A 15766-nucleotide genomic window follows, 5' to 3' on the forward strand; every position below is an offset into this window, starting at 1 on the left:
GTCGCAGGGATGCGCGACGGCGCAGGGCCACCGGCGCCTGGCCCTCGCAGCGGGCGATCAGCCGTCCGTAATGCGAATGCCGGTGCAGCATCAGCTCCGGCGCTTCGCGCAACGGGAAGAAAAGCTTCTCGGCGGGGGCGCGGACCTCGGCCAGCCCCTCGAACACCGTCTCGCCGCGCTGGTTGGTGCCCTGGCACTCCAGCCGCACCAGCCGCCCCGTCTCCTGCTTGTCGCGCACGGCGATGCGCACCGTCAGCTCATCCCCCGCCTGGACGGGGGAGAGGAAGCGCAGCGTCTGCCCCGCATAGACCGTGCCGGCGCCGGGAAGCTGCGTGCCGAGCAGGGCGGAGACCAGGGCCGCGCCCAGCATGCTGTGCGCGGTCGGGCGCGGGCCGTTCTGCTCGCCCTCCGGCGTCGCCAGATGCGTCGGGTTGGAATCGCCGGTCAGCGCCGCATAGAGCTCGATATCCTGCTGGGTGATGCGCCGCGTCAGGCTGGCGCTGTCGCCCGGGGCGATCTCGGCGAAGGGGCGGTTGGCGACGAGCTCGGCCGTCATGCGGAGCCTCCATGCAGCGTGCCGGGGCAGGATAGGGGCTCCCCGCCCCGCCGGGCACCCCCCGGCGGCGGGCGGCGCAACATTAAACCGAACAGTCGGTTTGTGAATTGACGCGGCCGCCGCAATGCGCTTTGCCAGCCTTCCGCAACGCGGCAAGGCGTTGACGGGAATGTCATCCCGGCCGCCGGGAACCTTGCGCCACGGCCGTGCCGCCCTTTGCCCCTTCGCGACGTTGCTCCCCCACCATGACCCCTCGCCCCCGCCCCAGCCGCCCCGCCCGACCGACCGGCCCCCGCCGGCGCGGCCGCGCATGAGCGGCGGCGCCCCGCCGCTGCCCGCCGGCACGGCGCTGCGGCTGCGGCAATGCGATGATTGCGGGCTGACGGTGCGGCTGAGCCATGCCGAGCCCGGCGTCGACTGGCGCTGCCCGCGCTGCGACGCGGTGCTGCGCCGGCACCGCGAAAGCCCGCTGGTGACGCCGCTGGCGCTGGCCATGACGGCGCTGATCTTCTGCATCGTCACCCTGACCACCCCCTTCCTGACGCTGCGCCTGCTGGGCCAGATGCGGGTCAGCCATGTCGAGAGCGGCGCCTATGCCTTCGCGCATGACGGGCTGTGGCTGCTGGCGGCGCTGCTGGTCGCCACCATCGTGCTGGTGCCGCTGCTGCGGCTGAGCCTGCGGCTGGCGGTGCTCGGCGGGCTGTCGCTGCGCCACCCGCCGCCCTGGCTGCCCCTGCTGCTGCGCGCGCATGAGCGGCTGGCGGCCTGGAGCATGCTGGAGGTGTTCCTGTTCGGCGCGCTGGTCTCCTACACAAGGCTGGCCGATCTGGCCGAGGTCGAGTTCGGCCCGGCGGTGTACAGCCTGGGCGCGGTGGTGCTGGCCATGGTGGCGGCGGATGCGGCCTTCGAGCCGCAGGCGGCCTGGGACGCCATGGAAGCGCGCGGGCTGCTGCGCGCGCCGCATCGCCGCCACGCGGCGCAGCGCCTGCCGGCCGGCCGGCCGGCGCGCGGCGCGGCGGGCGAGGCGCCGATCGCCTGCCATTGCTGCCACCGCGTGGCGCCGGCGCGGCCGGGCGATCCCTGCGAGCGCTGCGGCACGCCCCTGCATCCGCGCAAGCCGCGCAGCCTGCAGCGCGCCTGGGCGCTGATCATCGCCGCCGCCATCCTCTACGTCCCGGCCAACTACTATCCGGTGATGACCATCGTCACCCTGGGCCAGGGCGGGCCGCACACCATCCTGGGCGGCGTGGTGGAATTCGTCGAAACCGGCTTCTGGCCGCTCGGCCTGATCGTCTTCCTGGCCAGCGTGGCGGTGCCGATGCTGAAGCTGGTCGGCCTCGCCGTCATGCTGGTCTGCGTGCGGCGCCGCTCCGCCTGGCGGCTGGCCGGCCGCACCCGGCTCTACCGCATCATCGAGGTGCTGGGCCGCTGGTCGATGATCGATGTCTTTGTCGTCGCCGTGCTGATCGCGCTGGTGCGCTTCGGCGTGCTGGCCTCGATCAATGCCGAGATCGGCGCCGCCTGCTTCGGCGCCGTCGTCATCCTGACCATGCTGGCGGCCGAGGCCTTCGACCCCCGGCTGATGTGGGACGCCGCCGGGCAGAACGCCGCCGCCGCCCCGAGCCCGCAGCGCCGCCTCCCCGACGCCGCCCCCGCCCCTAGCCTTGCCACCGGACACAGCGCGACCGATGCCTGAGATCGAACCCGAGATCGTCGAGGCGCAGCCGCGGCGCCGCCATTTCTCCTGGATCTGGCTGATCCCGCTGGCCGCCGCCGCCATCGCGATCTATCTCGGCTACAGCACCTACAACACGCGCGGGCCGCTGGTGACCATCCGCTTCGCCAGCGCCGACGGGCTCTCCGCCGGGCAGACCCAGGTGCGCTACAAATCCGTCACCGTCGGCACGGTGGAGGCGATCCGCCTGACCGGGGAGCTGGACGGGGTCGATGTCTCGGTGCGCATGACCCGCGACATCGCCGACCGGCTGACCGAGCCGGCGCGCTTCTGGGTGGTGCGGCCGCGGCTCTCGGCCGGCAATCTCTCCGGCATCGAGACCATCGTCTCCGGCGCCTATATCGAGTTCGACCCCGGCCCGCGCGAGGCCGAGCGGCGCGACGAGTTCCGCGGCCTGGACGACCCGCCCGGCGTGCGCGCCGGCGAGCCGGGGCGCGTGGTGACGCTGCGCGCGCCAAGGCTCGGCGCGCTCAGCCAGGGCTCGCCGGTGTTCTTCCGCGACGTGCCGGTGGGCGAGGTGCTGGCCTATGACCCGCCGGCGCTGGATGGGCCGACCAATCTGCGCATCTTCATCCGCGCCCCCTATGACGGCTATCTGCGCGGCGGCTCGCGCTTCTGGAACACCTCCGGCGCCAATCTGAGCTTCGGCGGCGACGGGGTGAAGCTGGAGATCGAGAGCCTGCAGGCGGTGCTGGCCGGCGGCATCGCCTTCGACACCCCGCGCGAGGAGCATGACAAGCCCGTCGCCCCGCCCGAGACCACCTATTTCCTGTTCGAGAGCGCCGAGGCGGCGCGCACCGCCACCTCGCCCGACCGGCTGGAATTCCTGGTCTATCTGGAGGGCTCGGTGCGCGGCCTGTCGCCGGGCGCGCCGGTGGAGCTGCGCGGCATCCGCATCGGCAGCGTCACCCGCGTCGAGCTGGCCTATGACCGCGACACCGAGCGTTTCCGCGTGCCGGTACGCATCGCCATCGAGCCCAGCCGCATCGCCTTCCCCGCCGGGCGGCCGCAGCTGGAGGTGATGGCGATGGCGCAGCACCTGGTCGACCAGGGCATGCGCTTCGTGCTGCGCAGCGGCAATCTGCTGACCGGGCAGAAGGTGCTCTCGGCCGAGATGGTGCCCGAGGCGCCGCCGGTGCGGCTGCATGTCGAGGGCGAGATGATCGTGCTGCCGAGCTCGGGCGGCGATGGCGACGACATCATGGCCGCGGTCAGCGCCGTCGCCGGCAAGCTGGAGCGCTTCCCGCTCGACGAGATCGGCCGCAACCTCAATGGCGCCCTGGCGGCGGTGAACGGTGTCGCCTCCAGCCCGGCGCTGCGGCAATCGCTGGAGAACCTGGCCGGCGCGCTGGCCGGGGTGGAGGAGCTGGTGCGCAAGGCCGATGGCGGCCTGACGCCGCTGCTGCGCCGCCTGCCCGAGATCGCCAACAATCTCGACCAGACGGTGCGCAGCGCGCGCAGCGCCATCGCCTCGATCGAGCGCGGCTATGGCGGGGATTCGCAGGTGAACCGGCAGATCGACCGCACGCTGCAGCAGCTTTCCGACACCGCGCGTTCGGTGCGGCTGCTGGCCGATTTCCTGGAGCGCCACCCCGAGGCGCTGATCCGCGGCCGCCGCGAATGAGCATGGGAGACCGCATGACCGCCCCGCACCCCGCTTTCTCCCGCCGCCGCCTCGGCCTGCTGGCACTGCTGCCGCTGGCCGCCTGCGCCTCGCCCGAGCCGCGCTATTACCGGCTGACCGCCCGGCCCGGCCCGGCACAGGGCGGCGCGGCGCCGCTGATCGAGCTGCGCCGCATCGGCCTGGCCCGCTATCTCGACCGCTCGGAGATCACCCGCGGCGGCGGCGGCGCGCGGGTGGCGCTGGTCTCCGGCGCGCGCTGGGCCGAGCCGCTGGGCGAGATGGTGACCCGCATCACCGCCGAGAATCTGCGCCAGCGCCTGCCGGGCAGCGGCATCCTGGCCGAGGGCAGCGCGCTGACCGCCGTGCCCGAGGCCCAGGCCGAGGCCGAGATCGCCCGGTTCGAGGAGGATGCCGAAGGCCGCGTGGTGATCGAGGCGCAGCTGGCGGCGCGCCGGCTCGGCGGCAATGCCAGGCCGGTGCTGCGCAGCCTGCGCGAGACGGTGCCGCTGGCCGGCAGCGACACGGATGCGCTGGCGATGGCGATGAGCCAGGCGCTCGCCCTGCTGGCCGATGCGCTGGCCGAGCTGCTCCGCCGCGCCTGATTTTTTCAGTTCCGCGCTCCGTTGTCGCGCGGGGCGTTTTTCAGTTTCGGCGCGGCGATCCCCTCGATCGCCGCGCCGCTCTTCTTTCAGTCGCCGCGCGTTTCAGTGGCCGCGCCGGGGCAGGCCCGCCGCGCCGGGCTCGCCCAGATCCCAGAACAGGCCGGCCATCATCGCCAGCGCCTCGCGCGCGACCGGCACCAGCAGATGCTCATCCGGCGCGTGCTGGCCGCAGGCGGCGTAGGAATGCGGCAGCCACAGCGTCGGCAGGCCCAGCGTGTCGGCGAAGACATGGTTGGGCAGCGAGCCGCCGATATTCGGCAGCAGCGTCGGCGCCCGGCCGAGGCTTTCCTGCATCGAGCCCAGCGCCCAGCGCACCCAGGGCGAATCCGGGTCCAGCCGGGTCGCCGGTGCCACCTCCTCCCGGTTGGCGTCCAGCGCCACATCGGCGAAGCCGGCCTCGTCCAGCCTGGCGCGCACCGCCGGCAGCAATCCTTCCGTGTCGGTGCCCTTCACATAGCGCAGCTGCAGCACCGCGCTGGCCGAGGGCGGCACGGCATTGACCGGCGCCGCCGGGTCGGCCGCGCCCATCGCCAGCACCTCCAGCGTGTTCCAGCCATAGAGGCGCTCGGCCATGCTCAGCCCCTCGGCGCCCCAATCCGGGTCGACCGCCGGGTCGTCCGCCCCGCCGCCGACCGGCAGGCCCTGGAGCGCCGCGCGCACCGCGGGCGGGATGGGCGGCGGCAGCAGGCCGGGCACGCGCAGCCGGCCGCGCCCATCGACCAGCGCGGCCACCGCATTGGCGATGATGGTCGCCGGGTTGCGGATGACGCCGCCCCAATTGCCGGAATGATAGCCGCGCGCCCGCGCCTCGACGCTGAGCCGGATGGTGAAGGCGCCGCGCGAGCCCAGGAACAGCGTCGGCCGGTCCGCCGCCAGGCGCGGCCCGTCGGAGGCCAGCAGCACATCGGCGGCGAGCCGCTCGCGATGGGCCGCGCAGAATTCCAGCAGGCCGGGGGAGCCGATCTCCTCCCCCATCTCCAGCAGCAGCACGGCGTTGAAGCCGAGCCGGCCGCCGCGCGCCGCGATCACCTGGCGCAGCGCCTCCAGGTTCAGCGTGTACTGGCCCTTGTTGTCGGCGCTGCCGCGGCCATACCAGCGCGGACCGGCCTCCTCCAGCCGCCAGGGGTCGCGGCCTTCCTGCCAGCGCCCCTGCATGCCGCGCACCACATCGCCATGGCCATAGAGCAGGGCGGTGGGCAGGTCCGCCCCCTCCTGCCGCCGCGCCACCAGGAAGGGCGCGGCGCCCAGCGGATTGTCCAGCACCTCCACCGCGAAGCCCATGGCCTCCAGGTCGGGGCGCATCTCCTCCTCGAGATAGTCGCGCAGCAGGGGGGCGCGGGCGGGCTCCTGGCTCTCGGTCGGCCAGGCGACGCGGCGGGCGAGCACGCGCCACAGCGTCCCGTCCTGCAGCAGCGCCTCGGCGGCGGCGATGGCGGCCTCGCGGCTCATGGCGGTGTCCTTCTCCCGGCCGGCGGCCAGGAGCGGCGCGGCATCCGCCTCCCTTTGCCGCCTCGGCCCGTCCCGGGCAAGCCGCCTAGCGCAGCGGCTGCGCGGCCGGGCGCGGCGCCGGCGCGCGCCAGAAGATCACCACATTGCCGAGCAGCGTCAGCGCCAGGCCGAGCAGCCCCGCCGCATCCCAGCGATAGCCCTCGAACAGGGTGGAGAGCGACAGGGCGACCACCGGGAACAGCACGGTGGTGTAGGCGGCGCGGGAGGAGCCGATGCGCGAGACCAGCATCAGATAGGTGGTGAAGCCGACCACCGAGCCGACCAGCGACAGGTAGAGCAGCGCCGCCAGGTAGCGCCCATCCGGCGGGGCGGCGTGCGGCGTGCCGCTCAGCCCGATCAGCGCCAGCAGCAGCAGCGCGCCATAGGCCATGCCCCAGGCATTGGCGGTGAGCGGCGAGATGCCGGCGGCGCTGTTGCGGCGGGAGGCCATGTTGCCCAGCGAGAAGAACAGCGTGCCCAGCGCCGCCAGCCCGGCCCCGGACAGCGTGCCGCCATCGAGATGGATCAGCGCGTCGCGCCCGAACAGCAGCAGCAGGCCGGAGACACCCAGCGCCGCCGCCAACAGGGTGCGCCCGGCGATGCGGTCGCCGAAGAAGATCCGCGCATTGACCGCGTTGTACAGCGTCGCCAGCGAGAAGATCACCGAGATCAGCCCCGAGGGCAGATAGGCGGCGGCGCTGTAGAAGCAGAGGAAGTTGCAGCTGAACAGGCAGAGCGCCTGGGCCAGGATGTAGGGCTGGTCGCGCCAGCCCGGCACCGGCAGCCGGCGCAGCGCCGCCAGCACCAGCAGCAGGATCAGCGCCGCGCTGCCGAAGCGGTAGAAGACCGAGACCAGCACCGGCACGCTGCCCACCTGCCAGGCGATGGCGATCCAGGTGCTGCCCCAGATCAGCACGGTGACGAGGAAAAGAAGCGCGTTCTGCATCGGGCCGGCCTAGCGCGCCCGGCGCATGCCCGGCTTGCAGGATCTTGCGGCGGATGTCGCTTGCCGGCGGGCGGGGCGCGGCCGCATCCTGGCCGCCCGCCCCACCCCTCCGGCCCCCGATGACCGCCACGCCCACCACCATCGCCGCGGCGCTCTCCGCCTCCCGCGCCCGCAGGCTGCACGGCATGGAGCTGGGCTTCGGCCGCGCCGCCGCGATCTGGAGCAACAGCGAGGACCGCGTCGCCTATGAGCGGCCGCAGGGCCATACGCTCAGCCTCTACCTGCAGGGCGGCGAGGGCACGCGGCGGCTGGGGCGGCAGGCGGCGCAGGGCCATCCGGGCGCCATCTGCATCCTGCCGCAGGCGCAATCCTCGGAATGGGAGATCACCGCGCGCTTCGCCTTCGTGCATCTCTACCTGCCCGATGCCGAGCTGCGCCGCAGCTTCGCCGAGATCTTCGACCGCGATGCGCGGCTGATGGCGCTGCCGGAGCTCGCCTTCGGCGACCTGCCGGGCCTGGCCGCGCCGCTGCGCCGCCTGGCCGCGGCGCTGTGCGGCCAGGATGCGCTGGCGGCGGAGGCAGCGATGCATGAGGCGATCGCCGCCGCGCTCTCCCCCGCCCTGGCCCCTGCCCTGCTCCCTGGCCTGCGCCCTTCCGCGCTGAAGGGCGGGCTGGCGCCGCATCTGCGGCGGCGCATCCTCGAGCGGATCGAGGCGGAGCTGGACACGCCGCTGCGGCTGGAGGCGCTGGCGGCGATGGCCGGGCTCAGCCCCTTCCATTTCCAGCGCGTCTTCCAGGCCAGCCAGGGCGTCTCGCCGCAGGGCTGGGTGCTGCGCCGGCGGCTGGAGCGGGCGCGGCGGCTGCTGGGCGGCGACACGCCCGTGGCCCGCATCGCCGCTTCCTGCGGCTTTTCCAGCCAGAGCCACCTGACGCGCGCCTTCCGCGCCGCCAGCGGCACCACGCCGGCGGCCTATCGCGCGGCGCTGCGGGGCGGCGGCGCCCCGCCGCCCCGCTAGCGCATCTCAGCCGCCGCCGATCAGCTCCATCGCCTGCCGCTCGAACAGCCGGCGATAGAGCCCGTCCGGGCGCTGCACCAGCGCCTCGTGCCGGCCTTCCTCGACGATGGCGCCGCGCTCGAAGACCAGGATGCGGTCCATGCTGCGCACCGTCGACAGGCGGTGGGCGATGACGATGGCGGTGCGCCCCTGCAGCAGCCGCGCCATGGCCTGCTGGATCAGCGCCTCGCTCTCCGAATCCAGTGCCGAGGTCGCCTCGTCCAGGATCAGGATCGGCGCATCGGCCAGGAAGGCGCGGGCCAGCGCCACGCGCTGCCGCTCGCCGCCCGAGAGCTTGACGCCGCGCTCCCCCACCAGCGTGGCATAACCCCGCGGCAGGCGCTGGATGAAATCATCCGCATGGGCCAGCCGCGCGGCCTCGCGGATCTGCGCCAGCGAGGCGCCGGGGCGGGCATAGGCGATGTTCTCGGCCAGGCTGCGATGGAACAGCACCGGCTCCTGCGGCACGATGGCGATGCGCGCGCGCAGCGAGGCCTGGCTGGCCTGGCGCACATCCTGCCCGTCGATCTCCACCGCGCCCTCGGTCACGTCGTGCAGCCGCTGGATCAGCTTCACCAGCGTCGTCTTGCCCGAGCCCGAGGGGCCGACCAGCCCGACGCTCTCACCGGCGCGGATGGTCAGGGACAGGTCGCGATAGAGCGGCGTCGGATGGCCGCCATAGCGGAAGGTGACGTGGCGGAAGGCGATCTCGCCGCGCGGCACGGCGAGCGGGCGCGCATCGGCCGCATCCTCGATGCCGAGCGGCACGTCGTGCAGCGCCACCAGCTCCTCCATCTCGTTCACCGCGCGCTGCAGATTGCTGATGTGGTAGCCGACATCGCGCAGATAGCCCTGCACCATGAAGAACATGGTCAGCACGGTGGCGAGGTCGCCGGCGCTCGCCGCCTCCACCCACCACAGCCACAGGGCGCAGCCGATGACGGCGATGCGCAGCAGCAGCAGGATCAGGATCTGCAGCGCCTCGGAGCGCAGGCCCCGGCCCCAGCTGCGCGCGGTGCGGCGGCGCCATTTCGCCAGGATCCAGTGCAGGCGCGCATCCTCGCGCGCCTCGGCGCCGAAGGCCTTGACCACCCCATTGGCGCCGACGGCATCCGCCATGGCGCCGCCCAGCCGCGTGTCCCAGGCATTGGACAGCCGCGCCGCCGGCGCCACCCAGCGCAGCGACAGGGTGGCGGTGAGCGCGATGTAGAGCACGCCGCCCAGCGCCACCAGCAGGCCGAGCAGCGGCCAGCGCCAGCCCAGCAGCAGCGTCGCGCCCAGCAGCACGGTGAGCGAGGGCAGCAGCGCCAGCAGCAGCGTGTCGTTCAGCAGGTCGATCGCCCAGGCGCCGCGGCCGATGCGCCGCACGGTGGAGCCGGCGAAGCTGTTGGCGTGCCAGTCGGCGGAGAAGCGCTGCACGCGGTGGAAGGCCTGCTGCGTCACATCCTGCATCAGCGCCAGCGTCAGGCGGATGATGCCGGCGATACCGAGGATGCGCAGCGCCATGGCGGCGAGGCCGAGCCCGGCCAGCGCCGCCAGCGCGGCCAGGGCCTCATGCAGCGCCGCCTCGCGCGGGCCGGTGGTGGCGCCGACGATGGCGTCGACCAGCTGGCCGGCGAAGACCGGCACCAGCACATCGGCCAGGGTGGCGGCGACGATGCCGAGCGCGGTCAGCCCGACCAGCGCGGGATGCCGCGCCCAGTGGCGCAGCAGGAAACCGAGCACGGCGCGGAAGGGCGAGGCCCCACGCCGCGTGTCAGGAAGCGAGGTCACGTCATGCTCCGCCCGGTTCGCGGGCGGCCTTCCGGGGAGCGGAGGCGCGTCAGGACGCGCGTCGACGCTCAGAGGGGAAACGAAAGGGAGGAAGTCTCGGCGATGCGGCCCGGGACAGGGCGCCAGGCGGATCGCGCTAGCGGCGCGGTCGTGGCGACGCGAAAGGCGTGTGCCAGGCGGGCGGCATCATGGCCGGAACGGGGGCAGGCGCGACGTGTGACATGCGGCCTCCCTTTGCTGGCCGTGGACGAGGCCGGGAAGATAGACAGGCGCCGGGCGGCGCGGCAAGCGACAAGATGACGCTCGCCACGCTGTGATGGGGCAGCGCGCCTCAGCCCGGCGGCGCGCCGCCCAGCGCCTCCGCCGCCAGGCGGCGCGTCAGCTCGCCCGCCGGCATCTCCCGCCCCAGCGGCGCCGCCTGCCCGGCCCAGAGGCTCATGAAATCGCCCGAGCCCTGCGGCTCGGTGTGGCCGCGCAGCGGCGCCAGCGCGCCGCCGGCGGTCGGGAAGGCCGGCGCCAGGGGCGAGATCGGCCCCATCTCGCGCATGATGCGGTTGACCAGGCCGCGCGCCGGGCGGCCGGTGAAGATGTTGGTCAGCGCCGTCGCGCGGCCCTCCGCATCATGCAGGGCGGCGCGGTGCGGCGCCGGGATGCGCGCCTCCGGCGTGAACAGATAGGCGGTGCCGAGCTGCACGGCGGAGGCGCCGAGGGCCAGCGCCGCGCGGATGCCGCGCGCATCGCCGATGCCGCCCGCCGCGATCACCGGCAGGGACACCGCATCGACGATCTGCGGCACCAGCGCCATGGTGCCGAGCTGCAGGCTCAGATCGTCGGAGAGAAAATGGCCGCGATGGCCGCCCGCCTCCAGCCCCATGGCGATGATGGCGTCGCAGCCGCGCTCGGCCAGCCAGCGCGCCTCGGCCACCGTGGTGGCGGAGGAGAGGATGCGCGCGCCGCTGCGCCGCACCCGCTCCAGCAGCGCGGGCTCGGGCAGGCCGAAATGGAAGCTGCAGATGGCGGGCCGGACCTCCTCGACCAGGGCGCAGAATTCGGCGTCGAAGGGCGCGCGGTTGCCGGAAGGCGGCGGCGCGCCATGCTCCAGGCCGAATTCCTGGTAATAGGGGCGCAGCGCCTGGTGCCAGGCGGCGGCACGCGCGGCGTCGGGCACCGGCGGGGTGTGGCAGAAGAAATTCAGGTTGAAGGGCCGGTCGGTGCCGGCGCGGATCCGCTGCACCGCCTCCCTCGCCTGCTGCGGCGTCGACAGCGCGCAGGGCAGCGAGCCCAGCCCGCCCGCCGCGCTGACCGCCAGCACCATCTCGGGCGTGGTGCTGCCGGCCATGGGGGCCTGGATGATCGGCAGCTCGATGCCGAACAGGTCCAGGATGCGGCGATCGGTCCAGCTCATGCGGAAATCCTTCCGAAGGGGCGGTCAGGCAGGCGGTCAGGCAGGCGGGTCAGGCGGCCAGCAATTCGTCGGCGGGGCCGAAGAACTCGTAATGGATCTGCCCGGCGGGCACACCGAGCCGCGTCAGCGCCGCGGTGAGATCGCGCAAGAAGGGGCGCGGGCCGCACAGATAATAATCGGCACCGGCGAGCGGCGTGTTCGCGGCCAGCCACTCCGCAGAGATGCGGCCGGCGATGTCGAAATCCTCGCCCGGGCGGTCCTGCGGCCGCGGGCCTTCGTAAAAGACGCTCGCGCGGATGCGGCCGCCGGAGGCCGCGGCCAGCCCGCGCACCTCCTGCCCCAGCGCATGGGTGGCGCCGGAGAGGGTGCCATGCACGAACTGCGCCGCCGGCCCCTCCGCCCGCGCCGCCAGCGCGTGCAGCATGCTGAGGAAGGGCGTCTGGCCGACCCCGCCGCTGAGCAGCACGACGGGCCGCTCGCATTGTTCGGGCAGCACGAAATCCCCGGCCGGCGCGGCGGTCCGCAGGATCGCGCCGGGCTGCACGGCATCATGCAGCCAGTTCGAGGCGAGGCCCTGCGGCTCCCGCTTGACGCTGATGCGGTAGGTGGCGTCGCCGGGGGCCGAGGAGATGCTGTAATTGCGCTTCAGCGGCGCCTGGCCCGGGATCTCCAGCCAGAAGGTCAGGTACTGGCCCGGCCGGTGCCGCAGCACCGCGCCGCCATCCGCCGGCGCCAGCAGGAAGGAGGTGATGACCTCGCTCTCCGCCCGCTTCTCCACCACGCGGAAATCGCGCCAGCCATTCCAGCCGCCGGGGGCGGCGGCCTGGTCGTGGTAGATCTGCTTCTCCCGCCCGATCAGCAGATCGGCCAGGAACCAGTAGGCCTCGCCCCAGGCGGTGAGGATCCCGGGCGTCGCCGCCTCGCCCAGCACGTCCTGGATGGCGCCGAGCAGCGCCTCCGCCACGGCCGGGTAGTGCTCCGGCAGGATGTTCAGCCCGACATGCTTCTGCGCGATGCGCTCCACCGCGGCGGCCAGCACGCCCGGCGCCTCGATGTTGCGCGCATAGGCCAGGATGGCGCCGGCCAGCGCCTTGGGCTGCGCGCCGGTCTCGCCATGATGCGACTGGTTGAACAGGTCGCGCATGGCGGGGTCGCGGAACAGCCGCTCATACATGCGGCGGGTGATGGCCAGGCCATGCGCCTCCAGCGCCGGAACGGTGGCCTTGACGATCGCGACGGTCGACGCGCTGAGCGGTCGGGGCATGGCGGCCCTCCATAAGGTATATCTCACGCACACCTTATGGCGCTTGGCGCGAAGGTGTAAACCCCCTACATCTTTCGCATGCGCCTCACCTTCCACACCGACTACGCGCTGCGCGCCCTGATCTATCTCGGGCTGCGGCAGGACCGGCGCGTCTCGATCCGCGAGATCGCCGAGGCGCACCGCATCTCGGAGAACCATCTGGTCAAGGTGGTGCACAATCTCGGCCGCGGCGGCTTCATCGAGACGACACGCGGCCGCGGCGGCGGGCTGCGCCTGGCCCGCGCGCCGGAGCTGATCCGGATCGGCGAGGTGGTGCGCTTCACCGAGGAGGACATGGCGCTGGTCGCCTGCTTCCAGCCGGCGCTGGAGGGGGGCGGCTGCGTGCTGATCCATGCCTGCCGGCTGCAGAGCCTGCTGGGCGAGGCGCTGGCCGCCTTCATGGCGGTGCTGGACGGGCAGACGCTCGCCGATCTGCTGCAGCCGCACCGGGCGGTGATGGCGGCGCGGCTGGGGCTGCCCGCCCCGTTGGAGGCGCCGGCCGGCACCGGCCCGACGCGGCCCGGCGCATGAAAAAGGCCGGCGCCAAGGGGCGCCGGCCGGATCGGAGCTTCAGGGCGAACCCCTCAGGGATTGCCCAGAAAGGCGATGATGTCGCGCCGGTCCTGCTCGGCGGTGACGCGCAGCACCATGCGGGTGCCGCGCGCGACACCGGTCGGGTTGGCCAGATAGGCGTCCAGGGTTTCCGGCGTCCAGGCCTGCCCCAGCGCCTTCAGCGCCGGGGAGTAGTTGTAGCCCTCGAGCCCGCCGGCGCTGCGGCCGATCACCCCCTGCAGATGCGGGCCGACGCCGTTGCGCGGCTGCGCCAGCTGGTGGCAGGCCTGGCATTGCCGCTGGAACAGGGTGCGGCCGCGCGCCGCATCGCCCTCCTCCGCCCTTGCCGGGGTGGTGGAGAACAGCCCGGCGGCGAGCGCGCCGGTCAGCACGGCAACAGGGAAAAGACGCATCAGGCGGCTCCGAGGCGGGCTTTGGACAGCGGCAGGCTGCGGATGCGCTGGCCGGTCAGCGCCGCCACGGCATTCACCACGGCCGGCGGCACGCCGGGCAGGCCGGGCTCGCCAATGCCGCCCATCGGCGCGCCGCTCTCGACGATGCGCACATGCACGCGCGGCATGCGGCCCGGCGGCAGGATCGGGTAGCCGTCGAAATTGCGCGCCTGCGGCACGCCATTCTCGTAGACCACCTCCTCCAGCAGGGCCGAGGACAGGCCGAGCGCCACGGCGGAATTCACCTGCGCCTCGATGATCGCCGGGTTGACCATGCGGCCGGGATCCACCGCGACCCAGACCTCATGCACGACGACCTCGCCCTCGCGCAGGGACACCTCGGCGATGGTCGCCACCTCGCTGCCGAAGGGCGAGGCCATGGCGACGCCGCGGGCGCGGCGCGTGCCATCCGCCGCCTCATAGGGGCCGCGCTTCCAGCCGCCGGACAATTCGCCCACCGCCTCCAGCAGCGTCTTGTGGCGCGGCTTGTCGGCCAGCAGGCGCAGCCGCAGCGCATAGGGGTCCTGCCCGCCGGCCTCGGCCATCTCGTCGAAGAAGGCCTCGTAGAAGAAGTCGTTCATCGAATGCCCGACCGAGCGCCAGAAGCCGATGACCGGCGGCTGGGCGTGCGGCACCTGCACCACGAGGCGGTTGGGGATGGCATAGGGTTTTTCCGAGATGCCCTCGACGACGGAGGGATCGGCCTTGCCCGGCGGACCGCCGAAATAGCGGCCGACCGGCCCCTCGCCCACCGCCTCGGCGGCGAAGGCCACCGGCAGCCCGTCAGGCCCGATGCCGGCGCGGAAGCGCGCCAGCCCCATCGGCCGCAGCGCGTCGCGCAGGAATTCCTCCTCGCGCGTCCAGATCAGCTTCACCGGCCGCCCCACCGCCTTGGAGAGCAGGATGGCCTGCGGGAAGGGGTTGGCGTTGTCGTAGAGGAAGTGCCGGCCGAAGAAGCCGCCCAGCAGCGGCGAATGGATCACCACCTGCTCCGGCGCGATGCCGGCGACCTGGGCGGCGACGCGCTGGAACATCTCCGGCGCCTGGTTGGGCAGCCACAGCTCCAGCGTGCCATCGCCCTTCCAATGCGCGATGGCCGAGGGCGGCTCCAGCTGGCCATGCGCCAGATAGGGCGCGTCGTAGCGCGCCTCCACCACGCGCGTGGCGGTCTTCAGCGCCGCCTCGGCATCGCCATGCGCCTCCGCCGGCAGGGCATTGCCCTGGGCCTTGGCCAACGCCTCGCGCATCGCATTGGAGGAAAAATCGGCCGGCATGGCGCGGCGAGCGCCGGCGGCGGGCTCGGCCCATGTCACCTGCAGCGTCTCCGCCGCGCGGCGGGCGCGCCACCAGCGATCGGCCAGCACGGCGACGGCGCCGGGCAGGCGATGGATGGAGTGCACGCCAGGCATCGCCCGCACCTCGGCCTCATTGGCCAGTTCGCCGGGCTCCTGCCCGAGGCGCGGCGCGTGCTGCACCGCGCCCTGCAGCATGCCCTCGACCTTCAGATCGATGGCATAGACCGCCTGGCCGGTGGATTTGGCCCGCACATCGAGCCGCGCGACCGGCTTGCCGATCCAGCGGAAATCCCGCTCGGCGCGCAGCGGCGCGCTCTCCGGCACCGGCAGCGAGGCGGCCTCGGCGGCCAGCGCGCCATACTCCAGGCTGCGGCCGGAGGCGGCGTGGATCACCCGGCCGGGTTCGGTCGTCAGGCTGTCGGCGGCGACACCCAGCCGCGTGGCGGCGGCCTGGATCAGCATCCGCCGCGCCCGGGCGCCGAGCTGGCGCATCGCCGGATAGGCGCTGCGCACCGAGAAGCTGCCGCCGGTGATGCGCATGCCATTGACCAGCGCGTAATCGGCACCGGGCGGCGCGCATTCGACGGTGAAGCGCGCCGGCTCCACATCCAGCTCCTCGCCGACGATCTGCGCCATCGCCGTGTCGATGCCCTGGCCGCCCTCGATGAAGGGGCTCTTCAGCAGCACGGTGTTGTCGGGGCGGATCTCCAGGAAGGCGGCGACGCGGCTGCCCGGGCGCGGCGCGGCGGGCGCGGCGGCCTGGGCGCGGGCGGCGCCGCGCGGCAGGGCGACACCGATCACCAGCGCGCCCAGCGCCGCGCCGAGCACGCCGCGGCGGGAGAGGTTGACCGGCTGGCCCTCGGGCAGGGTGTCGGCCAGCTGCCGGGCGGAGAAGAGGCTCGCGGAAAGACCGTCCATGC

The 15766-nt window shown here is 73.5% G+C and carries 12 protein-coding genes and 1 pseudogene; 5 read left to right on the forward strand and 8 right to left on the reverse strand.

Annotated features, from left to right (window positions below):
• Window positions 1-217: 217 nt before the first annotated feature.
• Window positions 218-868, reverse strand: a pseudogene (locus tag QE401_RS23055) (MaoC family dehydratase); the annotation flags it as partial.
• Here QE401_RS23055 and QE401_RS02060 point away from each other — a divergent pair.
• Genes QE401_RS02060 through QE401_RS02070 form a run of 3 tightly spaced genes read left to right on the forward strand, consistent with a single transcriptional unit; the run spans window position 867 to window position 4517 of the window.
• Window positions 867-2252 (forward strand): paraquat-inducible protein A, encoded by a 1386-nt coding sequence (locus tag QE401_RS02060; protein ID WP_307136595.1) that lies wholly within the window; start codon window positions 867-869, stop codon window positions 2250-2252. The pseudogene QE401_RS23055 and the gene QE401_RS02060 overlap by 2 nt on opposite strands.
• Window positions 2245-3915 carry a PqiB family protein gene (locus tag QE401_RS02065; protein ID WP_307136596.1) on the forward strand — a complete coding sequence of 557 codons (1671 nt, stop codon included), beginning with the start codon at window positions 2245-2247 and terminating at the stop codon, window positions 3913-3915. The genes QE401_RS02060 and QE401_RS02065 overlap by 8 nt, the downstream gene beginning before the upstream one ends.
• A gap of 14 nt (window positions 3916-3929) precedes the next feature.
• Window positions 3930-4517, forward strand: a complete 588-nt coding sequence (locus QE401_RS02070) for a PqiC family protein (RefSeq protein WP_307136597.1) — start codon at window positions 3930-3932, stop codon at window positions 4515-4517.
• A 102-nt stretch (window positions 4518-4619) separates the two neighbouring features.
• Here the strand turns inward: QE401_RS02070 and QE401_RS02075 are convergent, their stop codons facing one another.
• Both QE401_RS02075 and QE401_RS02080 read right to left on the reverse strand, forming a co-directional pair.
• Window positions 4620-6026 (reverse strand): M20 family metallopeptidase, encoded by a 1407-nt coding sequence (locus tag QE401_RS02075; protein ID WP_307136598.1) that lies wholly within the window; start codon window positions 6024-6026, stop codon window positions 4620-4622.
• 85 nt (window positions 6027-6111) lie between these two features.
• Window positions 6112-7011: a DMT family transporter gene (locus tag QE401_RS02080; RefSeq protein ID WP_307136599.1), complete on the reverse strand. Its 900-nt coding sequence runs from the start codon at window positions 7009-7011 to the stop codon at window positions 6112-6114.
• Window positions 7012-7130: 119 nt separating this feature from the next.
• Here QE401_RS02080 and QE401_RS02085 point away from each other — a divergent pair, with 119 nt between their 5' ends.
• Window positions 7131-8027 carry a helix-turn-helix domain-containing protein gene (locus tag QE401_RS02085; RefSeq protein WP_307136600.1) on the forward strand — a complete coding sequence of 299 codons (897 nt, stop codon included), beginning with the start codon at window positions 7131-7133 and terminating at the stop codon, window positions 8025-8027.
• Window positions 8028-8033: 6 nt separating this feature from the next.
• Here QE401_RS02085 and QE401_RS02090 read toward each other — a convergent pair whose 3' ends face one another.
• From QE401_RS02090 to hmpA, 3 genes are all read right to left on the reverse strand, one after another.
• Window positions 8034-9839 carry an ABC transporter ATP-binding protein gene (locus QE401_RS02090; protein ID WP_307136601.1) on the reverse strand — a complete coding sequence of 602 codons (1806 nt, stop codon included), beginning with the start codon at window positions 9837-9839 and terminating at the stop codon, window positions 8034-8036.
• A 331-nt stretch (window positions 9840-10170) separates the two neighbouring features.
• The gene (locus QE401_RS02095; protein WP_307136602.1) at window positions 10171-11244 is read right to left on the reverse strand and encodes an NAD(P)H-dependent flavin oxidoreductase; all 1074 of its coding nucleotides are present in this window, start codon (window positions 11242-11244) and stop codon (window positions 10171-10173) included.
• A gap of 49 nt (window positions 11245-11293) precedes the next feature.
• Entirely contained in the window at window positions 11294-12508 is a 1215-nt protein-coding gene (gene hmpA / locus QE401_RS02100; protein ID WP_307136603.1) for an NO-inducible flavohemoprotein, read from the reverse strand.
• A gap of 78 nt (window positions 12509-12586) precedes the next feature.
• Between hmpA and QE401_RS02105 the strand changes: the two genes are divergently transcribed.
• On the forward strand, window positions 12587-13078 hold the full coding sequence (locus QE401_RS02105; protein WP_307136604.1) for an RrF2 family transcriptional regulator: 492 nt from the start codon (window positions 12587-12589) through the stop codon (window positions 13076-13078).
• A gap of 53 nt (window positions 13079-13131) precedes the next feature.
• On the opposite strand, the gene QE401_RS02110 is transcribed toward QE401_RS02105, so the two are convergent.
• Entirely contained in the window at window positions 13132-13512 is a 381-nt protein-coding gene (locus QE401_RS02110; protein WP_307136605.1) for a c-type cytochrome, read from the reverse strand.
• The gene (locus QE401_RS02115) at window positions 13512-15764 is read right to left on the reverse strand and encodes a xanthine dehydrogenase family protein molybdopterin-binding subunit (RefSeq protein ID WP_307136606.1); all 2253 of its coding nucleotides are present in this window, start codon (window positions 15762-15764) and stop codon (window positions 13512-13514) included. Before QE401_RS02115 ends, QE401_RS02110 begins: the two co-directional genes overlap by 1 nt.
• Window positions 15765-15766 lie beyond the last annotated feature (2 nt).

This window comes from Pseudoroseomonas cervicalis, assembly GCF_030818485.1.
Lineage (GTDB): Bacteria > Pseudomonadota > Alphaproteobacteria > Acetobacterales > Acetobacteraceae > Pseudoroseomonas > Pseudoroseomonas cervicalis_A.